Annotated in this window: 17 protein-coding genes; 12 read left to right on the plus strand and 5 right to left on the minus strand. The window is 71.4% G+C overall.

All coding sequences use genetic code 11. The features are described from left to right. The first annotated feature begins 63 nt into the window (after window positions 1-63). Window positions 64-501, plus strand: a complete 438-nt coding sequence (locus ABTZ58_RS27305) for a MarR family winged helix-turn-helix transcriptional regulator (RefSeq protein ID WP_351361907.1) — start codon at window positions 64-66, stop codon at window positions 499-501. 95 nt (window positions 502-596) lie between these two features. Here the strand turns inward: ABTZ58_RS27305 and fdhD are convergent, their stop codons facing one another. Genes fdhD through ABTZ58_RS27330 form a run of 5 tightly spaced genes read right to left on the minus strand, consistent with a single transcriptional unit; the run spans window position 597 to window position 7,095 of the window. Then, window positions 597-1,481: a formate dehydrogenase accessory sulfurtransferase FdhD gene (gene fdhD / locus ABTZ58_RS27310; protein WP_351361910.1), complete on the minus strand. Its 885-nt coding sequence runs from the start codon at window positions 1,479-1,481 to the stop codon at window positions 597-599. A 7-nt stretch (window positions 1,482-1,488) separates the two neighbouring features. Next, window positions 1,489-2,349 carry a 2Fe-2S iron-sulfur cluster-binding protein gene (locus tag ABTZ58_RS27315; RefSeq protein ID WP_351361913.1) on the minus strand — a complete coding sequence of 287 codons (861 nt, stop codon included), beginning with the start codon at window positions 2,347-2,349 and terminating at the stop codon, window positions 1,489-1,491. Then, a complete protein-coding gene (locus tag ABTZ58_RS27320; protein ID WP_351361916.1) occupies window positions 2,346-4,178 on the minus strand; it encodes an NADH-ubiquinone oxidoreductase-F iron-sulfur binding region domain-containing protein in 1,833 nt (610 codons plus the stop codon). Before ABTZ58_RS27320 ends, ABTZ58_RS27315 begins: the two co-directional genes overlap by 4 nt. Window positions 4,179-4,184: 6 nt before the next feature. After that, window positions 4,185-6,104, minus strand: coding sequence for a molybdopterin oxidoreductase family protein (locus tag ABTZ58_RS27325; protein ID WP_351361919.1), 1,920 nt, complete (start codon window positions 6,102-6,104; stop codon window positions 4,185-4,187). A gap of 19 nt (window positions 6,105-6,123) precedes the next feature. After that, window positions 6,124-7,095 carry a 2-dehydropantoate 2-reductase gene (locus tag ABTZ58_RS27330; protein WP_351361921.1) on the minus strand — a complete coding sequence of 324 codons (972 nt, stop codon included), beginning with the start codon at window positions 7,093-7,095 and terminating at the stop codon, window positions 6,124-6,126. Window positions 7,096-7,291: 196 nt separating this feature from the next. On the opposite strand from ABTZ58_RS27330, the gene ABTZ58_RS27335 reads away from it, so the two are divergent. From ABTZ58_RS27335 to ABTZ58_RS27385, 11 genes are all read left to right on the plus strand, one after another. Further along, window positions 7,292-8,626, plus strand: coding sequence for an OFA family MFS transporter (locus ABTZ58_RS27335; protein WP_351361924.1), 1,335 nt, complete (start codon window positions 7,292-7,294; stop codon window positions 8,624-8,626). Then, window positions 8,595-8,735 carry an MFS transporter small subunit gene (locus ABTZ58_RS27340; protein WP_351361927.1) on the plus strand — a complete coding sequence of 47 codons (141 nt, stop codon included), beginning with the start codon at window positions 8,595-8,597 and terminating at the stop codon, window positions 8,733-8,735. Before ABTZ58_RS27335 ends, ABTZ58_RS27340 begins: the two co-directional genes overlap by 32 nt. A gap of 149 nt (window positions 8,736-8,884) precedes the next feature. Then, complete coding sequence (locus ABTZ58_RS27345) at window positions 8,885-9,823, plus strand: beta-ketoacyl-ACP synthase III (protein WP_351361930.1); 939 nt, start codon at window positions 8,885-8,887, stop codon at window positions 9,821-9,823. A 183-nt stretch (window positions 9,824-10,006) separates the two neighbouring features. Then, window positions 10,007-10,684 carry a GntR family transcriptional regulator gene (locus ABTZ58_RS27350; protein ID WP_351361933.1) on the plus strand — a complete coding sequence of 226 codons (678 nt, stop codon included), beginning with the start codon at window positions 10,007-10,009 and terminating at the stop codon, window positions 10,682-10,684. A gap of 276 nt (window positions 10,685-10,960) precedes the next feature. Then, window positions 10,961-12,142 (plus strand): ROK family transcriptional regulator, encoded by a 1,182-nt coding sequence (locus ABTZ58_RS27355; protein ID WP_351361936.1) that lies wholly within the window; start codon window positions 10,961-10,963, stop codon window positions 12,140-12,142. Window positions 12,143-12,228: 86 nt separating this feature from the next. After that, window positions 12,229-13,746: a sugar ABC transporter ATP-binding protein gene (locus tag ABTZ58_RS27360; RefSeq protein ID WP_351361939.1), complete on the plus strand. Its 1,518-nt coding sequence runs from the start codon at window positions 12,229-12,231 to the stop codon at window positions 13,744-13,746. Continuing rightward, a complete protein-coding gene (locus ABTZ58_RS27365; RefSeq protein ID WP_351361942.1) occupies window positions 13,743-14,762 on the plus strand; it encodes an ABC transporter permease in 1,020 nt (339 codons plus the stop codon). The genes ABTZ58_RS27360 and ABTZ58_RS27365 overlap by 4 nt, the downstream gene beginning before the upstream one ends. 17 nt (window positions 14,763-14,779) lie before the next feature. Then, window positions 14,780-15,826: a substrate-binding domain-containing protein gene (locus tag ABTZ58_RS27370; RefSeq protein ID WP_351361944.1), complete on the plus strand. Its 1,047-nt coding sequence runs from the start codon at window positions 14,780-14,782 to the stop codon at window positions 15,824-15,826. 55 nt (window positions 15,827-15,881) lie between these two features. Continuing rightward, complete coding sequence (locus ABTZ58_RS27375) at window positions 15,882-17,093, plus strand: Gfo/Idh/MocA family protein (protein WP_351361947.1); 1,212 nt, start codon at window positions 15,882-15,884, stop codon at window positions 17,091-17,093. Between the two features lie 14 nt (window positions 17,094-17,107). After that, window positions 17,108-18,106 carry a sugar phosphate isomerase/epimerase family protein gene (locus ABTZ58_RS27380; protein WP_351361950.1) on the plus strand — a complete coding sequence of 333 codons (999 nt, stop codon included), beginning with the start codon at window positions 17,108-17,110 and terminating at the stop codon, window positions 18,104-18,106. Window positions 18,107-18,367: 261 nt separating this feature from the next. Further along, entirely contained in the window at window positions 18,368-22,084 is a 3,717-nt protein-coding gene (locus ABTZ58_RS27385) for a ThuA domain-containing protein (protein ID WP_351361953.1), read from the plus strand. Window positions 22,085-22,139: the final 55 nt, after the last annotated feature.

The following is a 22,139-nucleotide window of genomic DNA, read 5'->3' on the forward strand; positions in this document are numbered from 1 at the left end:
GGATGCCCAACGATATAGGAGGATCATAGGAAGAACCAACGATTTCTTGGCTAGGCTGCGCTTATGTCGGAAGCTCCCCTCCCCGCGATCCGCTCATCGCCCAGCTGGCTGCTCGGCCGCGCCGCCGCCCGGGGCCGGGCCCTGGTGGCCGCGGCCCTGGCCGAACAGGACATGCGGATGTGGCACCACGTGGTGCTGTCGGCCGTCCGGGACCTCGCCCCCGTCGCCCAGGCCGACCTCGGCCGCGCGGTCCGTCTCGACCCCAAGGACCTGGTCGGTGTCCTCGACGACCTCCAGGCGGCCGGCCTCACGGTGCGCGAACCCGATCCGCGGGACCGCCGCAAGAACGCGGTGTCCCTCACCGCGCGGGGAGCCCGGCTGCTCGAGCGCTGCGAGAAGGCGGCCCGGGCCGCCAACGACGAGCTGCTCGCCCCGCTGTCGGCGGCGGAGCGGGAGCAGTTCACCGGGATGCTGCGACGGATATCCGGCACGGGCGACTGATCGCCGGCGCGGACGGAGACCGAGACGGGGCCCCTGCGGCGCAGGGGGCGCTCCCCGCCGGTCGGGGCCCCGCCCGTGCAGCGGGGCGAACCTGCTCAGCCCTGGGCGGCCGCGGCCCGCACAGCGATCCGGTCCTCACCCGCGTACACGTTCATGGAGGCGCCCCGCAGGAAGCCCACCAACGTCAGGCCCGTCTCGGCGGCCAGGTCCACCGCCAGCGAGGACGGTGCCGACACCGCCGCCAGCACCGGAATACCGGCCATCACGGCCTTCTGCGCCAGCTCGAAGGAGGCCCGGCCCGACACGAGCAGGATCGCCCGGGACAGCGGCAGCTCCCCGTTCTGCAGGGCGCGGCCGACCAGCTTGTCGACCGCGTTGTGCCGGCCCACGTCCTCCCGGACGTCCAGCAGCTCGCCCTCCTCGGAGAACAGGGCAGCCGCGTGCAGGCCTCCGGTGCGGTCGAAGACCCGCTGGGCCGCGCGCAGCCGGTCGGGCAGGCTCGCCAGCAGCTCGGGGGTGACCCGGACCTGCGGGGTGTCGGCGATGGGCCAGCGGGCCGTGGTGCGCACCGCGTCCAGCGACGCCTTGCCGCACAGCCCGCACGAGGACGTCGTGTAGACGTTGCGCTCCAGGGTGATGTCGGGGAGCACCACGCCCGGGGCGGTCTTCACGTCGACCACGTTGTACGTGTTCGAGCCTCCCCCACTCTCGGCTCCGCTCGAGCGGGAGGTGCCCCCAGCCGTCGCGCCGGCGCAGTAGACGATGTTCCGCAGATCCGACTGCCCGGCCAGCACGCCCTCGCTGACGAGGAAGCCCGCCGCCAGCGCGAAGTCGTCGCCCGGGGTGCGCATGGTGATCGCCAGGGGCTTGCCGTTCAGCCGGATCTCCAGCGGTTCCTCGGCGACGAGCGTGTCCGGACGGCTGGAGACCGCCCCGTCCCGGATGCGGAGCACCTTGCGTCGTTCCGTGACTCGTCCCATGTCCTGATCAGTCCCGGTTCTGTACGTGCTGGTAGCCGAAGCGGCCCTTGATGCAGAGATTGCCGTGGGTCACCGGGTTGTCGTGCGGCGAGGTGACCTTGACGATCTCATTGTCCTGCACGTGCAGCGTCAGGTTGCAGCCCACTCCGCAGTACGCGCACACCGTGGTCGTCTCCGTCTGTCTCGACTCGTCCCAGGTACCCGCAGCGCGCATGTCGAACTCGGACTTGAAGGACAGCGCGCCCGTGGGGCACACCTCGATGCAGTTCCCGCAGTACACACACGCCGAGTCGGTCAGCGGGGCGTCGTGCTCCACGGCGATCCGGGCGTCGAAACCCCGCCCGGCGACCGAGATCGCGAAGGTGTTCTGCCACTGGTCGCCGCAGGCGTCGACGCACTTGTAGCAGAGGATGCACTTGTCGTAGTCGCGCACGTAGAGGTCGTTGTCGATCCGCGGCTCCTCGTTCAGCCGGGCCGCGTCCGGGCCGAAGCGGTCCGGCTTCGCCTCGTACTCCTTGAGCCACTCGGCGACCCGGGGCGTGGTCGACAGGTCGACGGAGGACGCCAGCAGCTCCAGGACGATCTTCCGGCTGTGCCGGGCCCGCTCGGTGTCGGTGCGCACCTCCATACCCGGCTCGGCCCTGCGGGAGCAGGCCGGGGCCAGGGTGCGCGCCCCCTCGACCTCCACGACACAGACCCGGCAGGCGTTCTTCGGCCGCAGCGTGTCGCCCTCGCACAGGGTGGGGACGTCCTTGCCCGCGGCCCGGCAGGCGTCGAGGATCGTCGTGCCCTCGGGGACCCGGACGGGTTCGCCGTCGAGGGTGAACTCCAGCAGCCGGCGCGGGATCCCCAGCGGTGTGACGGTCATTCGTACGCCCCCAGACGGTCGATGGCGGATTCCACGGCGTTCCACGCGGTCTGTCCCAGACCGCAGATGGAGGCGTCCCGCATGGCGCGGCCGACCTCCCTGAGCAGGGCGATGTCACCCGCGGCGGCGGCGCCCGTGCGCTCCGCGATCCGGTGCAGCGCCTCCCCCTGCCGCACGGTCCCGACCCGGCAGGGCACGCACTGCCCGCACGACTCGTCGCGGAAGAACTCGGCGATGCGCAGCAGCAGCCGGGGCAGGGGCACGCTGCCGTCGAAGGCCATCACGACCCCCGAGCCCAGGGTCGTGCCGGCCTCGCGCGTGCCCTCGAAGGTGAGCGGGATGTCCAGCTCGTCGGCCCGGACGAAGCCGCCCGCCGCCCCGCCGAGCAGCACCGCCCGCAAACCCTCCCGCACCCCGGCCAGCGTGAGCAGCTCGCCCAGGGTGGCGCCGAACGGCAGCTCGTAGACACCGGGCCGCTCCACGGTCCCGGACACGCAGAACAGCTTGGGCCCGGTGGACCGCCCGGTGCCGATCGCCGCGTACGCCGGGGCGCCTATCGTCAGGATCGGCAGGACGTTGACCAGCGTCTCGACGTTGTTCTCGACCGTCGGCTTGCCGAACAGGCCCTTCTCCACCGGGAACGGGGGCTTCGAGCGGGGCTCGCCCCGGTAGCCCTCGATGGAGTTGAACAGGGCCGTCTCCTCACCGCAGATGTAGGCGCCCGCGCCACGCCGGATCTCGATGTCGAAGGCGTACCCCTGGCCGAGGACGTCGTCGCCGAGGAGTCCCCGTGCACGGGCCTGCGCGATAGCGTGCTCCAGCCGGCGCAGGGCGCGCGGGTACTCGCCGCGCAGGTACAGGTAGCCCCGGTGGGCGCCGGTGGCGTACCCGGCGATCGTCATCGCCTCGACCAGCGCGTACGGGTCGCCCTCCATCAGCACCCGGTCCTTGAAGGTGCCCGGCTCCGACTCGTCGGCGTTGCAGACGAGGTAGTGCGGGTGGTCCGGCTGGGACGCGGTGGCCTGCCACTTGCGTCCGGTGGGGAAGGCGGCGCCGCCGCGCCCGACCAGGCCCGAGTCGGTCACCTCGCGGACGACCCCCGCCGGACCGAGCTCGAAGGCCCGGCGCAGGGCGGTGTAGCCGCCGTGGGCGCGGTAGTCGTCGAGCGACGCCGGGTCGACCACGCCGACCCGGTGCAGCAGCATCAGACCCTCCTGCCCGGCCTGCGGCACCGCCGACGCGGCCGGGGGCTCCTCCGGCGCCGAGTCGGGGGCGCTCGCGGCGAGCACGGCCCCCCCGACGGTCGCCGGCGCCGACACCGCCGTACGGACCGGGTCACCGGCCTTGATCGCGAGTGCCGCCGGGGCGCGTTCGCACAGCCCCAGGCACGGGCTGCGCTGCACGCTCACCCCGCTGCTCGGGCCCAGCCGCTCCTCGATCCCCGCACACAGCCCAGGCGCCCCGGCCGCCGCGCACGCCAGGTCCGTGCACACGTGCAGCACGGTCACCGGGCGCGGCTTGACGGAGAACAGGGCGTAGAAGGTGGCGACCCCGTACGCCTCCGCCGGTGGCACCGTCAGCCGCCGGCACAGGTAGTCCAGGGCGCCGTCGCTGATCCACCCGACCCGGTCGTTGATGGCGTGCAGCCCCGGCAACAGCAGGTCGCGGCGGTCCCGGGCCTCGCGTCCGCCCCGGGCCCACCTCAGATCGGCGGCCCGCATCTCATCGCGGGCGGCGCCCTCCCAGGAAGACTCCGGAAGCCCGAGCAGGGCGTCCACGGCGGCCCGTTCCTCGTCCGTCGGTTTGCTGTCGCCGAAGTGCAGGTCCACGGTGCGTCACCCCACGATGGTCGCGATGGGCAGCTTCTCGATCCGGATCGCCGACGCCTTGAACTCCGCCGTCCCGGCGATCGGGCAGTTCGCCTCGATCGTCAGCGCGTTGGTGTCCACCTCGTCCGGGAAGTGCATGGTCATGAAGGCGAGCCCGGGCCGCAGTGCGGGGTCCACCCACACGGGCGCGGTCACCGACCCGCGCCGCGAGGTCACCCGCACCTGCTCACCGACCACGACCCCGTAGCGCTCCGCGTCCTCCGGGGACAGCTCGATGTACTCGCCGCGGCGCAGCGGCGAGGCGTAACCGCCGCTCTGCACGCCGGTGTTGTACGAGTCCAGCCGCCGCCCGGTGGTGAGCCGGATCGGGTAGCGCTCGTCGGTGAGGTCCACGGGCGGGTCGTGCTGCACGATCCCGAACGGCGCGAGCCGTCCGCGCCGGGCGGGGTCGGGGTCCCACAACCGGCCGTGCAGATACGTCGGTTCGAGTCCGTCGGTGCTGGGGCAGGGCCACTGGATGCCCTGGTGCTCCGCCAGCCGCTCGTACGTCATGCCGTAGTGGTCGGGCGAGACCGACCGCAGCTCGTTCCACACGGTCTCGGCGTCGGCGTACTTCCAGGCGTGGCCGAGGCGGGCGGCGAGGTCGCAGAGGATGTCGATGTCCTCGCGTGCCTCGCCGGGCGGGGTGACGGCCCTGCGGACGCGCTGGACCCGTCGCTCGCTGTTGGTGGTGGTGCCCTCGGTCTCCGCCCAGCCGGCCGTGGCGGGCAGGACGACGTCCGCCAGCTCGGCCGTCCTGGTCAGGAAGATGTCCTGCACGACCAGGAAGTCGAGCGCCCTCAGCCGCCGCACGGCCTGTTCGCTGTCGGCCTCCGACTGGGCCGGGTTCTCGCCGATGCAGTAGACGGCCTTGAGGCTGCCGTCCTCCATCGCCTCGAACATCTCCGTGAGGTTCAGGCCGTAGTGGGGCTGGATGACGGTGTCCCAGGCCGACTCGAACTTCAGCCGCGTGCCGGGGTCGAGGATGTCCTGGAAGCCGGGCAGGCGGTTGGGGATCGCGCCCATGTCGCCGCCGCCCTGCACGTTGTTCTGCCCGCGCAGCGGCTGCAGGCCCGAGCCGTAGCGGCCGACGTGCCCGGTGAGCAGCGACAGGTTGATCAGGGCACGGACGTTGTCGGTGCCGTTGTGGTGCTCGGTGATGCCGAGCGTCCAGCACAACTGGGCGCGCTCGGCCCGGGCGTAGGCGTGCGCCAGCTCCCTGATGGCGGCCGCCGGGACGCCGGTCACCTTCTCGGCGAGCGACAGCGTCCACGGCTCGACCAGGGCCTTGTACTCCTCGAAGCCGGTGGTGGCCCGCTCGACGAACGCCTCGTTGGCGAGCCCGGCGTGGATGATCTCGCGGCCGATCGCGTGCGCCATCGGGATGTCCGTGCCCACGTTGAGGCCCAGCCAGCTCTCGGCCCACTCGGCGGTGGAGGTGCGGCGCGGATCGACCGCGTACATCCGGGCCCCGCCCCGGATCCCCTTCAGCACGTGCTGGAAGAAGATCGGGTGCGCGAAGCGGGCGTTGGAGCCCCACATCACGATGACGTCGGTGTGCTCGATCTCCTCGTACGACGACGTCCCGCCGCCCGAGCCGAACGCCGCCGACAGGCCCGCCACGCTCGGGGCGTGGCAGGTGCGGTTGCAGGAGTCGACGTTGTTGGTGCCCATGACGACCCGGGCGAACTTCTGCGCCACGTAGTTCATTTCGTTGGTGGCGCGGGCGCAGGAGAACATGCCGAACGCGCCGCGGTTGCGTTCGAGGCCCCTCGCCGCCCGGTCCAGCGCCTCCTCCCAGGTGGCCCGCCGGAACGGCTCGTCACGGGAGTCGCGTACCAGCGGGTGCGTCAGCCGGGTGTAGGTCTTCGGTTGCCGCTTCCTCATATGAAGCTCCTGACGCTCCTCATGCGGCGCTCCTCAGCGCGAGCAGGTCCGAGATGGCGTGCACGGTGCGCAGGGTGGGCACGTCCACGCCGGTGATCTCCGCCAGTTCGACGACGGCCGCGAGCAGCACGTCGAGTTCGAGCGGCTTGCCGCGCTCCAGGTCCTGGAGCGTGGAGGTGCGGTGGTCGCCGACGCGCTCGGCGCCCGCCAGCCGGCGCTCGATGGAGACCCCGACGTCGCAGCCCAGGGCCTCGGCGACGGCGAGGGTCTCGGTCATCATGATCTCGATGACCCTGCGGGTGCCGCCGTGCAGGCACATCTGCCGCATGGTCGCGCGGGCGAGCGCGCTGATCGGGTTGAAGGAGATGTTGCCGAGCAGCTTGAGCCAGATGTCGTTGCGCAGGTCCGGCTCGACCGGGCACTTCAGGCCACCCGCCTGCATGGCCTCACCCAAGCGCAGACAGCGCGCCGAGCGGCTGCGGTCGGGCTCGCCGATGGAGAAGCGAGTGCCTTCCAAGTGCCGTACGACGCCCGGACCTTCGAGTTCGGTCGCCGCGTAGACCACGCAACCGACGGCCCGTTCGGGCGCGAGCACCGCACTGACCGCGCCGTCCGGGTCCACGCTCTCGATCCGGTGGCCGTCGAAGGGGCCGCCGTGCCGGTGGAAGTACCACCAGGGGATGCCGTTCTGGGCCGCCACGACGGCCGTGGTGCCGTGCAGCAGGGGCGCGATCAGCGGCCCGCACGCCGCGTACGCGTTGGCCTTCAGGCCCAGGAACACGTAGTCGGCCGGGCCCACTTCGGCCGGGTCGTCGGTCGCGTGCGGGTGCGCGGTGAAGTCGCCGCGCGGGCTGCGCACCCGGACTCCGTGCTGCCTCATGGCCGCCAGATGCGGTCCACGGGCGATGAGATGCACGTCGGCACCCGCGCGGTGGAGCGCGGCGCCGACGTAGGCGCCGATGGCACCGGCGCCGAGAACTGCGACTTTCATAACGAGGGAGCTCCGTCCGGTCGAGGGTACCGAGGAACTGCCGAGACTCTGTCGACGAAATATTGTCTACAGTATGGAAGTTAGGGCGGCAAGGGTCCGCGCACCGACCGTTCGGCGCAGACCGCATACCGCTCACCGCTCACGGTCGACGCGCCGCCTTCTCAACCGCCCCACGGATCCCTACCGTCCGGGGTTCATGAGTCCCCCCGTCGCGCCCGTGGGCTGGAGCCGCTGGCTCGTCCCGCCCGCCGCTCTGTCCGTACACCTCTCCATCGGCCAGGCCTACGCCTGGAGCGTGTTCAAGCCGCCCCTGGAGTCCGCGCTCGGGCTCAGCGGCACGCAGAGCGCGCTGCCCTTCCAGCTGGGCATCGTCATGCTGGGCCTGTCCGCGGCCTTCGGCGGCACGCTCGTGGAGCGCAACGGCCCGCGCTGGGCGATGACCGTCGCCCTGGTCTGCTTCTCCTCCGGTTTCCTGCTCTCCGCGCTCGGCGCCTCCCTGGAGCAGTACTGGCTGATCGTCCTCGGCTACGGCTTCGTCGGCGGCATCGGCCTCGGCATCGGCTACATCTCCCCGGTCTCCACCCTCATCAAGTGGTTCCCGGACCGGCCCGGCATGGCCACCGGCATCGCCATCATGGGCTTCGGCGGCGGCGCGCTCATCGCCTCGCCGTGGAGCGCCCGGATGCTGGAGTCGTTCGGCTCCGACAGCTCCGGCATCGCGCTGGCCTTCCTCGTCCACGGGCTGTCGTACGCCGTCTTCATGCTGCTGGGCGTGCTGCTGGTCAGGGTCCCGCGCGATGCCCCGCAGGCACCGGGAACCGCGCGGCAAGCCCTCACCGGCCCGCAGGTGTCGGCGAACCAGGCCATCCGCACCCCCCAGTTCTGGTTCCTGTGGATCGTGCTCTGCACGAACGTCACCGCCGGCATCGGCATCCTGGAGAAGGCCGCGCCGATGATCACGGACTTCTTCGCGGACACCTCCACGCCGGTGTCGGTGACGGCCGCCGCCGGCTTCGTCGCGCTGCTCTCGGCGGCGAACATGGCCGGGCGCATCGGCTGGTCGTCGACCTCCGACCTCATCGGCCGCAAGAACATCTACCGCGTCTACCTCGGCGCCGGCGCGCTCATGTACACCCTGATCGCCCTGTTCGGCGACTCCTCCAAGCCCCTGTTCGTCCTGTGCGCGCTCGTCATCCTCTCCTTCTACGGCGGCGGCTTCGCGACGATCCCGGCGTACCTGAAGGACCTCTTCGGCACCTACCAGGTCGGGGCCATCCACGGGCGGCTGCTCACCGCCTGGTCCACGGCCGGGGTGCTCGGGCCGCTCATCGTCAACTGGATCGCCGACCGGCAGGAGGCGGCGGGCCGGCACGGCGCGTCCCTGTACGGCCTGTCGTTCGTCATCATGATCGGCCTGCTCGTCGTCGGCTTCGTCGCCAACGAACTCGTCCGCCCCGTCGCCCCCCGCCACCACGTCCCCGCCCCGAGGGAGGCCGCTCATGCCGAGCGACAGCAGTCAGAGCCCGCCTAGCCCCGGCCGGCGGTGGCTGATCGCCCTGGCCTGGGTGTGGGTCGGGGGCCCGCTCGTCTACGGGCTGTACGAGCTGGTCCGCAAGGCGACGCAGCTGTTCACCGGGTAGCCGTTCGACAGGTGCCCGGGCGTCCGGGCTCCTGACGGAAGCCGACAACCAGGGCGCCCGTTTCCTGTCGCCTCGGCTGCCGTCGTACCCGCGAGTCACTGATCACACTGGTGGATCCGCTGCCCAAGGAAACGAGGGGGACCCACCCAATGAACGGCTCGCGCATCGCCGCCGTCGGCCACTACCAGCCCGCCAAGGTGCTCACCAACGAGGACCTGGCGGGCCTGGTGGACACCACTGACGAGTGGATCAGGAGCCGGGTGGGCATCCGCACCCGCCACATCGCGGGCCCCGACGAGCCGGTCGACGAACTGGGCGCGCACGCCGCCGCCAAGGCCCTCGCGGGCGCCGGGCTGACCCCGGCCGACATCGACCTGGTGCTGGTCGCCACCTCCACCGCCGTCGACCGCTCGCCCAACACCGCCGCCCGCGTCGCCGCCCGGCTCGGCATCCCGCAGGCCGCCACCATGGACCTCAACGTGGTGTGCGCCGGCTTCACCCACGCCCTGGCCACCGCCGACCACGCCGTGCGCGCGGGGGGTTCCAGCCGGGCGCTGGTCATCGGAGCCGACAAGATGTCCGAGGTGACCGACTGGAACGACCGCACCACGTGCGTGCTGGTCGGGGACGGGGCCGGGGCCGCGGTGGTGGAGGCCGCGGACGAGCCGGCGATCGGTCCCGTGCTGTGGGGCTCGGTGCCCGAGATGGGCAACGCCGTACGGATCGAGGGCACCCCGCCGCGCTTCGCGCAGGAAGGGCAGAGCGTCTACCGCTGGGCGACCACACAGCTGCCGCCCATCGCGCGCCGGGCGTGCGAGCGGGCCGGACTTCAGCCCGCGGACCTCGCCGGGGTCGTGCTGCACCAGGCGAACCTGCGCATCATCGAACCCCTCGCCGAGAAGATCGGCGCCGTCAACGCCGTCGTCGCCCGCGATGTCACCGAGTCCGGCAACACCTCGGCCGCGAGCATCCCGCTGGCCTTCTCCAAGCTGGTCCAACGGGGCGAGATCACCACGGGCGACCCGGTCCTGCTGTTCGGCTTCGGCGGAAACCTGTCGTACGCGGGTCAGGTCGTGCGCTGCCCCTGACTCCCGCCGACTCCGCGGGGCGGGACGGGGCCGATGTGACGCGGCCGATGTGACGCGGCCAACTCCCCGGAACCCTGGCGCCCGTGCGCCGTAGACTGTAGACGAAAGACAATCGATACTGACTCTGCGGCGACACCGGCGTCGGCCGCGCTGTGCACGGCCCTGCCGAGGAGGGGGACCGCGATGCTGTCGACAGGCCTGCCCCAAGGGGCGGTACCCAAGCTGGAACGCCCGGGTCCGCTGCGCGACCGCGTCTACGAGGCACTCCTCGAACTCATCACCACCCGCGCCCTGCAGCCCGGCCAGCATCTGGTCGAGAGCGAGCTGGCCGGGCACCTGGGCGTGTCCCGGCAGCCGGTGCGCGAGGCGCTGCAGCGCCTCAACACCGAGGGCTGGGTCGATCTGCGGCCCGCCCAGGGCGCGTTCGTGCACGAGCCGACGGAGGAGGAGGCCGACCAGCTCCTCACGGTCCGCACACTCCTGGAGGCCGAGGCGGCCCGCCTCGCCGCGGCCAACGCAGACAGCGCCGGCATCGCCACCCTGGAAGCGCTGTGCGCGGAGGGCGAGAAGGCCGTGGAGGGCGACGACGTGGACGGGGCTGTCGCCATGAACGCGCGCTTCCACGCCAAGATCATGGAGCTGGCCGGCAACACGGTCCTCGCCGAACTCGCCGCCCAGGTCGACCGGCGCGTGCGCTGGTACTACACCCCGGTGGCCCGTCAGCGCGGCCAGCAGTCCTGGATCGAGCACCGCGAACTCATCGCCGCGGTCGCCGCCCGCGACGAGCAGCGGGCGACCCGGCTGATGCGCGAACACACCGAGCACACGCGGCGGTCGTACCACGCGCGAACGCGTTCGTAGGCTCCGGCCGACCGGCGGCACATCCCCCTGGCCCGCACCACCCGGGCCCCCGTCGGCCTGCCCTTTTCGCTGCCCCGGGCGCTCCCGGCACGCCCGGGAGGGGCGACTTCCGCCCCCACCTTTGTCCTCTGAGTGGAAAAAGTAGGGGCCAATTCCTGCGCGACTTCTTCCCACTCCCGGCAGCCGCTGCTACGTTCCCTCCGAAAGCACGCCACCGAGGTGGCGGAAAACCGGCGCGCACAGGCCGATCGAGGCGGGGAGGGGCTCGTGAGACGTATGACCGCACGACCCGCAAACGCCCACCAGGCCCGACTGCTCAAGCTCCTGCGCGACGGTGGCCCCAACTCCCGCGCCCAGCTGGGCGACCAGGTCGACCTCTCACGGTCCAAGCTCGCCGTGGAGGTGGACCGGCTGCTGGAGACGGGGCTGGTGGTGGCCGACGGACTCGCCGCCTCGCGCGGTGGCCGCCGCTCCCACAACATCCGGCTCAACCCCGAACTGCGGTTCCTCGGCGTCGACATCGGCGCGACCTCGGTCGACGTCGCCGTCACCAACGCCGAGCTGGAGACACTCGGGCACATCAACCACCCCATGGACGTGCGCGAGGGCCCGGTCGCGGTCTTCGAGCAGGTCCTGGCCATGGCCGCGAAGCTGAGGGCCTCCGGGCTCGCGGAGGGGTTCGACGGCGCCGGCATCGGCGTCCCGGGCCCGGTCCGCTTCCCCGAGGGCGTCCCGGTCGCACCGCCGATCATGCCCGGCTGGGACGGCTTCCCCGTGCGGGAGGCGCTCAGCCAGGAACTCGGCTGCCCGGTCATGGTCGACAACGACGTGAACCTGATGGCGATGGGAGAGCAGCACGCGGGCGTCGCCCGCACCGTCGCCGACTTCCTCTGCGTCAAGATCGGCACCGGCATCGGCTGCGGCATCGTCGTCGGCGGTGAGGTCTACCGCGGCACGACAGGCAGCGCCGGTGACATCGGGCACATCCAGGCCGTCCCCGACGGCCGCCCCTGCGCCTGCGGCAACCGGGGCTGCCTGGAGGCCCACTTCAGCGGGGCGGCCCTGGCCCGCGACGCCCTGGAGGCCGCCCAGCAGGGGCTCTCGGCCGAACTGGCGTCACGGCTGGAGACGAGCGGCGAACTGACCGCCGTCGACGTCGCCGCCGCGGCCGCCGCCGGGGACGCCACCGCCCTGGAACTGATCCGCGAGGGCGGCAACCGCACCGGCCAGGTCATCGCCGGCCTGGTCAGCTTTTTTAACCCGGGCCTGGTGGTGATCGGCGGCGGGGTGACCGGACTCGGCCACACCCTGCTCGCCGCGATCCGCACCCAGGTCTACCGCCAGTCGCTGCCGCTCGCGACCGGCAACCTGCCCATCGTCCTGGGGGAACTGGGACCCGCCGCCGGCGTCATCGGCGCGGCCCGGCTCATCAGCGACCACCTGTTCTCTCCCGCCTAAGCGCACTTCAGCACGTCGGCACCACGCTCCCGGTACCGAGCTTTGCCCTGCCCTGAACCGGCCCGCACGCCCGCCAAGGGGACCTCATGGCACCAGAACCACCGCTGCTCAGCATGTCCGGCATCACCAAGTCGTTCCCCGGAGTCCGGGCCCTCGACGGCGTCGACCTCGACGTCGTGGCCGGCGAGGTGCACTGCCTGCTCGGCCAGAACGGCGCCGGCAAGTCGACCCTCATCAAGGTCCTGGCCGGCGCCCACCAGCCCGACACCGGCACCATCCGCTGGCGCGGCGAGGACGTCACCCTCCGCTCGCCGATCGCCGCCATGCGGCTCGGCATCGCGACCATCTACCAGGAACTCGACCTGGTGGAGCACCTGTCGGTGGCCGAGAACGTCCACCTCGGACACGAGCCGACCACCGCCGGCTTCGTCGTGCGGGGCAAGGCGGCCAAGGCGTCGACCGCCGCCCTGCTCAAGCGGCTCGGCCACGCGGAGATCGACCCGGGCCGCCTGGTCGGGGAGCTCTCGGCCGCGCAGCAGCAGATCGTGTCCATGGCCCGGGCGCTCTCCCACGACGTGCGGCTCATCGTGATGGACGAGCCGTCCGCCGCCCTCGACCCGGACGAGGTCGACAACCTCTTCCGCATCGTCGGCGACCTGACCGCCGCCGGGGTCGCCGTCGTCTACATCTCCCACCGCCTGGAGGAGATCCGCCGCATCGGCGACCGGGTCACCGTCCTGAAGGACGGCCGGGCCGTGGCGAACGGGCTCCCCGCGAAGTCCACCCCGACCCGCGACGTCGTCGCCCTGATGACCGGCCGCAACGTCGAGTACGTCTTCCCGGACCGGCCCGTCGCCCCGCCGTCCGCGGAGCCCGTGCTGAAGGTGCGGAACCTGTCCCGCCAGGGCGAGTTCGAGACGCTCGACCTGGAGGTGCGGCCGGGTGAGATCGTCGGCCTCGCCGGACTCGTCGGCTCGGGCCGCTCCGAGATCCTGGAGACCGTCTACGGCGCCCGGAAACCGACGACCGGGCAGGTGCTGGTCGACGGCAGGCCCTTGAAGCCGGGCAGCGTCCGGGCCGCCGTCCGGGCCGGGCTCGGGCTCGCGCCCGAGGAACGCAAGGCACAGGCCCTGCTGATGCTGGAGTCCGTCACCCGCAACGTCTCGGTCTCCTCCATGTCCCGCTTCGCGCGCGGTGGCTGGATCGACCGGGGCGCCGAACTCGGTGCCGCCCGGGCCGCCACCCGCGAGCTGTCGCTCAGGCCCGACAACCCGTCGGTGCCCGTGCGCACCCTGTCCGGCGGCAACCAGCAGAAGGCCGTCCTGGCGCGCTGGCTGCTGCGGGGCTGCAAGGTGCTGCTGCTCGACGAACCCACCCGCGGCGTCGACGTCGGCGCCCGCGCCGAGCTCTACGCGGTCATCCGCCGCCTCGCCGACGAGGGCCTCGCGGTGCTGCTGGTCTCCAGCGAGGTGCCCGAGGTGCTCGGCCTCGCCGACCGCGTCCTGGTGCTGCGCGAGGGCCGGGTCGTCCACACGGCACCCGCGCGCGAGCTCGACGAACACCGCGTACTCGACCTGGTCATGGAAGGAAGCCCGGCGTCATGACGCAGCCCGTCTCCCCGCCCCGGGACAGCACCGCCGACAAGGTGCCCCAGGCCCAGCCCCCCGCCTGGCGCGGCCTGATGGCCCGTGCCGACGTCCGCACCCTCTCCCTGCTCGGCGTGCTCGCCGTGCTGGTCCTCATCGGCGGCATCACCAAACCCGACGAGTTCCTCGACACCCGCAACCTGCAACTCGTCCTCACCCAGGCGTCCGTCATCGGCGTCGTCACCGTCGGCATGACGTTCGTCATCGTCTCCGGCGGCATCGACCTGTCGGTCGGCGCGATCGTCGCCCTCGCCTCGGTGTGGGCCACCACCGTCGCCACCCAGGAGTACGGCTTCGCCGGCATCCTCTTCACGGCGGTCGTCGTCGGAGTCGGCTGCGGGCTGGTCAACGGGGTGCTCATCGCCTACGGCGCGATGGTGCCGTTCATCGCCACCCTCGCCATGCTGGCCTCCGCCCGCGGCCTCTCCCTGCAGATCACCGACGGCAAGACGCAGATCGTCACGGTGCCCTCGGTCCTGGACCTCGGAGAGCGCGACGCCTACGTCCTCGGCATCCCGCCGCTGGTCATGGTGTTCGCCGTCGTCACGGTCATCGGCTGGCTGGTGCTCAACCGCACCACCTTCGGCCGCCGCACGGTCGCCGTCGGCGGCAACCCGGAGGCCGCCCGGCTGGCCGGCATCGACGTCCGCCGCCAGCGGCTCTACCTCTACCTGCTGTCCGGACTGTGCTGCGGCATCGCCGCCTTCCTGCTCATCGTCCTGTCCGGCTCCGGCCAGAACACCAACGGCAACCTCTACGAACTCGACGCCATCGCCGCCGCCATCATCGGCGGCACCCTCCTCACCGGCGGCCGCGGCACCATCACCGGCTCCGTCCTCGGCGTCCTGATCTTCACCACGATCACCAACATCTTCGCCCTGAACAACCTGCAGAGCGACGTCCAGCAGATCGCCAAGGGCGCGATCATCGTCGCCGCCGTGCTGGTCCAGCGCCGTACCGCGAGCACGACCTGAGGAAAGGGTTCACCGCCATGCCAGAGATCACGAGCCGCAGAGGGCTGCTCTTCGGGGCCGCCGCCGTCTCCGCCGGCGCCCTCATCACGGGGTGCACCAGCAACGAGCCGTCCGACTCCAAGGACGAGCCGGCGGGCAACAACCAGCCGGCCGCCGACGACAAGCCGGGCAAGCAGGTCACCATCGGCTTCGCCGGACCGCAGGCCGACCACGGCTGGCTCAACGCCATCAACGACAACGCCAAGAACCGCGCCGAGAAGTACTCCGACGTCACCCTGGAGATCACCGAGGGCTCCAACGACACCGCCCAGCAGATCGGCCAGATCGAGACCCTCATCAACAAGAAGGTCGACGTCCTGGTCGTGCTTCCCGCCGACGGCAAGGCCCTCACCCAGGTCGGACTGAAGGCGATGCGGGCGGGTATCCCGGTCGTCAACCTCGACCGGATCTTCAACACCCCGCAGGCGTACCGCTGCTGGATCGGCGGCGACAACTACGGCATGGGCCTCAACGCCGGCCACTACATCGGCGAGAAGCTCAAGGACAAGCCCGACGCCCGCGTCATCGAACTCGCCGGCCTCGACAACCTGGAGCTCACCAAGCAGCGCACCAAGGGCTTCGACGACGCCCTGAAGAACTACCCCAACATCAAGAAGGTCGCCCGTCAGGCCGCCGAGTTCACCGTCGAGTCCGGGCAGGCCAAGATGGCCCAGCTGCTTCAGGCCCAGTCGAAGTTCGACGCGCTGTGGAACCACGACGACGACCAGGGGGTCGGCGCGCTGCGCGCCATCGAGCAGGCCGGGCGCGACGACTTCCTGATGGTCGGCGGCGCGGGCGCCCTGTCCGCCTTCCAGGCCATCAAGCAGGACGACGGCGTGCTCAAGGCGACGGTGCTCTACCCGCCGACCATGGCCGCCTCCGCGATCGACCTCGCCCGCGCCCTCGGCCAGGGCAAGGGCATCGGCGGCATGGCCGAGTTCGAGATCCCGGCGTCCCTCACGCTCTACTCGGCCGTCGTCGACAAGACCAACGTCGACCAGTACATGCCCACCGGCTTCCAGTGATCCCGCCCGCACCCCCCACGTGCGCCACCCCGACCAGGACGAGGAGGACACCCGTATGGGACAGCCGCAAGCGCCGTCAGATGGGACCGAGGCAGGCAAACCACCCCTGCGCGTGGGGATGGTGGGCTACGCCTTCATGGGCGCCGCCCACTCCCAGGGCTGGCGCACCGCGGGCCGCGTCTTCGACCTGCCCCTGGAGCCGGTGCAGGCCGTGATCTGCGGCCGGGACCGCTCCGCCGCGCAGGCGGCGGCCGACCGGCACGGCTGGGCGTCCGTCGAGACCGACTGGCGGGCCCTCGTCGCACGCGACGACGTCGACCTCGTCGACATCTGCACCCCCGGCGACAGCCACGCCGAGATCGCGCTCGCCGCCCTGGCCGCCGGGAAGCACGTGCTGTGCGAGAAGCCGCTCGCCAACACCGTCGAGGAGGCCACCTCGATGGCCCGGGCGGCCGAGGAGGCCTACGGGCGGGGGCAGGTGGCGATGGTCGGCTTCAACTACCGCCGCGTGCCGGCCACCGCCCAGGCCCGCCGGATGGTCGCCGAGGGCCGGCTCGGCCGGCTGCGGCACGTGCGCGTGACGTACCTGCAGGACTGGCTGGTGGACCCCGAGTTCCCGCTGACCTGGCGGCTGCGCAAGGAGCAGGCAGGTTCGGGATCGCTCGGCGACCTGGGCGCGCACATCATCGACCTCGCGCAGTACCTCGTGGGGGAGCCGCTGGCCGGGGTGTCCGCGCTGACGGAGACCTTCGTCCGGGAGCGGCCGCTGCCCACCGGCGCCAGCAGTGGCCTGTCCACCGTCTCGGCCGCCGGCAAGGGCGAGGTCACCGTGGACGACGCGGCCCTGTTCACCGCCCGCTTCCCGTCCGGCGCCATCGCTTCCTTCGAGGCCACCCGCTACGCCACCGGCCGCAAGAACGCCCTGCGCATCGAGCTCAACGGTGAGCGCGGCTCGCTCGCCTTCGACCTGGAGCGGCTCAACGAGCTGTCCTTCCACGACGGCACCCAGCCGGGCGCGGAAGCCGGCTTCCGCCGCATCCTCGTCACCGAGCCCGACCACCCCTACCTGGAGGCCTGGTGGCCGCCGGGTCACGGCCTCGGCTACGAGCACACCTTCGTCCACCAGGCCCGCGACCTCGTCCACGCCATCGCCGAGGGCCGCCGCCCCGACCCCTCCTTCACCGACGGGCTCCAGGTGCAGCGGGTGCTCGCCGCGGTGGGGGAGAGCGCCGAGAAGAACTCCGTCTACACCCCGATCGCGGTCTGAGGAGGCCCCTTTCCATGCCGCGCACCTTCACGCTCTTCACCGGCCAGTGGGCGGACCTGCCGCTGGAGGAGGTCTGCCGCCTGGCCCGCGACTTCGGCTACGACGGCCTCGAACTCGCCTGCTGGGGAGACCACTTCGAGGTCGACAAGGCGCTGTCCGATCCCGGGTACCTCGACGGCCGCCGGGCCCTGCTCGACAAGTACGGCCTGAAGTGCTGGGCGATCTCCAACCACCTGGTCGGCCAGGCCGTCTGCGACGCCATCATCGACGAACGCCACCAGGCGATCCTGCCGGACGCGATCTGGCGTGACGGGGACCCGGAAGGGGTCCGGCAGCGAGCCGCCGAGCGCATGAAGGACACCGCGCGCGCCGCGGCCGCCTTCGGCGTCGACACCGTCATCGGCTTCACCGGCTCCGCCATCTGGCACCTGGTCGCCATGTTCCCGCCCGCCCCCGTCGCCATGATCGAGCGCGGCTACCAGGACTTCGCCGACCGCTGGAACCCGATCCTCGACGTCTTCGACGCCGAGGGCGTGCGGTTCGCGCACGAGGTCCACCCCAGCGAGATCGCCTACGACTACTGGACGACCCAGCGGGCCCTCGAAGCCGTCGACCGGCGCCCCGCCTTCGGCCTGAACTTCGACCCCTCACACTTCGTGTGGCAGGACCTGGACCCGGTCGGCTTCCTGTGGGACTTCCGTGACCGCATCTACCACGTCGACTGCAAGGAGGCCCGCAAACGCCTCGACGGACGCAACGGCCGGCTCGGCTCCCACCTGCCCTGGGGCGACCCGCGGCGCGGCTGGGACTTCGTCTCCGCCGGGCACGGTGACGTGCCCTGGGAGGACGTCTTCCGGATGCTGCGCTCCATCGCCTACCAGGGTCCGGTCTCCGTCGAGTGGGAGGACGCCGGCATGGACCGGCTCCAAGGGGCGCCCGAGGCGCTGACCCGCCTGAAGGCCTTCGACTTCGAGCCGCCCAGCGCGTCGTTCGACGCCGCGTTCAACAGCTGAACCGCACACCCGGCCAGGTCCGGGACGGGGACCGGCACCTGCGCCGGTCCCCCCTCCGGCCTGCCCGGATGCCGCTTTGTCCTGCGCTGGGAGAAAGCTGAACCGATCCTGGCGCAAGGGGTGTTCGCCCCGGACGGAGACGGTTACCGTCCTTGAAGTGTTCAGGACACACGCACCTCCGGGGTGACGGCGCACCCCGGCGCCCGCACCGCACGTCTTCGTACCCACCCCGTACGGCCCACCCGTTCCCGGAGGGACTTCGTGCAGAGAACCAGCCCCACCCGCACCCGCAGACGCCCCGGACTGCGCACCACCGTCGCCCTGTTCACCGGCCTGCTCCTGGCCGTGGGCACCCCGGCCACCGTCGCCGGCGCCCACCCCGGCCACCCGGAACACGACGAACCGGCAGCCGCCGAGGGCCAGTTCCAGCAGGTCCCGCTCGCCAAGGGCGAACCCGAGATGGGCGAGCCGATGTCGCTCGCCGTGCTCCCGGACCGCAGCGTCCTGCACACCTCGCGCGACGGCACACTGCGCCTCACCGACCAGGGCGGCGTCACCAAGGTCGCCGGCAAGATCCCCGTCTATACCCACGACGAGGAAGGCCTCCAAGGCGTCGGCGTCGACCCGGACTTCGAGAACAACCGGGCAATCTACCTCTACTACGCCCCACCGCTGGACACCCCCGCCGGCGACGCCCCGGAGACGGGCACCGCCGAGGACTTCAAGAAGTTCGACGGCGTCAACCGCCTCTCCCGCTTCACGCTGAACGCCAACGGCACGCTGAACCCGGCCAGCGAGAAGAAGGTCATCGACGTCGCGGCCTCCCGCGGCACCTGCTGCCACGTCGGCGGCGACATCGACTTCGACGCCGACGGCAACCTCTACCTGTCCACCGGCGACGACACCAACCCCTTCGCCTCCGACGGCTACACGCCCATCGACGACCGGCCGAACCGCAACCCGGCCTTCGACGCCCGGCGCAGTTCCGCCAACACCAACGACCTGCGCGGCAAGATCCTGCGCATCAAGGTCGCCGAGGACGGCTCGTACACGATCCCGGAGGGCAACCTCTTCGCCCCGGGCACGGACAGGACCCGCCCCGAGATCTACGCCATGGGCTTCCGCAACCCGTTCCGGATGAGCGTCGACGACAAGACCGGCATCGTCTACGTCGGCGACTACGGCCCCGACGCGGGCGCCCCCGACCCCAAGCGCGGCCCGGCGGGACAGGTCGAGTTCGCCAAGGTGACCAAGGCGGCCAACTTCGGCTGGCCCTTCTGCACCGGCGACAACGACCCGTACGTCGACTACGACTTCGCCACCAAGGAGTCCGGCGAGACGTTCGACTGCGCCGCCCCGAAGAACACCTCCCCGCACAACACGGGCCTGGTCGACCTGCCGCCCGCGCAGGCCGCCTGGATCCCGTACGACGGCGGCTCCGTGCCCGAGTTCGGCACCGGCTCCGAGTCCCCGATGGCCGGCCCGGTCTACCGCTACGACCCCGAACTCGACTCCAGCGTGAAGTTCCCCGAGGCCTACGACGGCGACTTCTTCGCCGGTGAGTTCGGCCGCCGCTGGATCAAGCGGATCGAGCAGACCGAGGACGGGTCGGTCGCGAGGATCAACGACTTCCCCTGGACCGGCACCCAGATCATGGACATGGAGTTCGGCCCCGACGGCGCGCTCTACGTCCTCGACTACGGCGTCTCCTGGTTCCAGGGTGACGAGCACTCCGCCCTGTACCGCATCGAGAACGCCGAGGACGGCTTCTCCCCGATCGCCGAGGTGAGCGCCGACAAGACCTCCGGAGCGGCCGGCCTGAAGGTCACGTTCACCGGCTCCGCCAAGGACGCCGACTCCACCGACCTGACCTACAGCTGGGACTTCGGCGACGGCGCCAAGGGGGAGGGCCTCAACCCCACCCACCGGTACCGGAAGGCCGGCACCTACAGCGCCACCTTCACCGCCAGGGACCCCGAGGGCAACACCGGCAACGCCAGCGTCCGCATCGTGGTCGGCAACACCGAGCCCAAGGTGACGATCGAGACCCCGGCCAACGGCACCCTGGCCGCCTTCGGCCAGCCCGTCCCGTTCAAGGTGAAGGTCACCGATCCCGAGGAGACGGTCGACTGCTCCAAGGTCAAGGTCACCTACAGCCTGGGCCACGACTCCCACGCCCACGAACTGACCAGCGAGATGGGCTGCGAGGGCACCCTGAAGCCGCCGCCCGGTGACGGCGGCCACGACCCCAACGCCAACATCTACGGCGTGGTCGGCGCCAGTTACACCGACGGCGGCGCGAACGGCCAGGAGGAGCTGACCGGCACCGCCCGCACCGTCCTGCAGCCGCTGAGCCGCCAGGGCGAGCACTTCACCACCCAGTCGGGCGTGTCCGTCATCGACAAGACGGGCGCCCACGGTGGCAAGACCGTCGGCGACATCGACGACGGCGACTGGATCTCCTTCACCCCCTACCGGTTCGACGGGCAGAAGAAGCTGACCGTACGGGCCTCCTCCGGCGGCGCGGGCGGCTTCGTCGAGCTGCGCACCGGCTCGCCCGAGGGACCGCTGCACGGCTCGGCGTACATCCCGCCGACCGGCGGCTGGGAGACCTTCCAGAACGTCGACGTGCCGCTGCGGTCGCTGCCGAAGAAGACCACCGACATCTACCTGGTCTTCAAGGGCGGCGAGGGCGCGCTCTACGACGTGGACGACTTCGAGTTCTCCAAGGAGCCGTTCAAGGGCGGCAGGAAGGTCCTGGTCTTCTCCAGGACCGCCGGCTTCCGCCACGACTCCATCCCGGCCGGCATCGCCGCGCTGAAGGAACTCGGCGGCCCCGCCGGCATCACGGTCGACGCGACCGAGGAGGCCCGGCAGTTCACCACCACCAACCTCGCCAAGTACGACGCGGTGGCCTTCCTGTCCACCACCGGCGACGTGCTCGACGCCGAGCAGCAGAAGGCGTTCGAGGACTACGTGGCGGGAGGGGGTGGCTACATGGGCATCCACGCGGCGGCCGACACCGAGTACGACTGGGAGTTCTACGGCGGCCTGGTCGGCGCCTACTTCCACTCCCACCCGGCCATCCAGAAGGCCACCGTCCGCGTCGAGGACCACGACCACCCGTCCACCGCGCACCTGGGCGACGCCTGGGAGCGCACCGACGAGTGGTACAACTACCGCACCAACCCGCGCGAGCAGGCCAAAATCCTCGCCACCCTGGACGAGACCACCTACCAGGGCGGCACCATGAAGGGCGACCACCCGATCGCCTGGTGCCAGAGCTACGGCGGCGGCCGCTCCTTCTACACCGGCGGCGGCCACACCAAGGAGTCCTACGCCGACGAGGCCTTCCGCGCCCACCTGCTCGGCGGCCTGCAGTACGCCACCGGCCAGGTCAAGGCGGACTGCAAGCCGAGCAAGGACTACCGGAAGATCTTCAACGGCCAGAGCCTGGACGGCTGGAAGCAGGCCGGCCCCGGCAGGTTCGTCGTCAAGGACGGCGTGATGGAGTCCGAGGGCGGCATGGGCCTGCTCTGGTACCAGGCCAAGGAACTCAAGTCGTACTCCCTCAAGCTCGACTGGAAGATGCGGGGCGACGACAACTCCGGGATCTTCGTGGGCTTCCCCGCCTCCGACGACCCCTGGTCCGCCGTGAACAAGGGCTACGAGATCCAGATCGACGCCACGGACGCGGCCGACCGCACCACGGGCTCCGTCTACTCCTTCAAGTCGGCCAACATCAAGGCCCGTGACCAGGTTCTGCGGCCGCCCGGCCAGTGGAACTCCTACGAGATCAAGGTCCAGGGCGAACGCCTCCAGGTGTTCCTCAACGGAGTCAAGATCAACGACTTCACCAACAAGGACCCCGAGCGGAGCCTGACCGACGGCTACATCGGCCTGCAGAACCACGGCGCCGACGACCAGGTCTCCTTCCGCAACATCCAGCTCAAGGAACTGCCCGTCCAGGGCCAGTGAACGGCGGCGGGCGGGGGACGCCGGACCCCCGCCCGCCGTCTCCCCCCTCCCCCCG

Source organism: Streptomyces sp. NPDC094143, assembly GCF_040303825.1.
Lineage (GTDB): Bacteria > Actinomycetota > Actinomycetes > Streptomycetales > Streptomycetaceae > Streptomyces.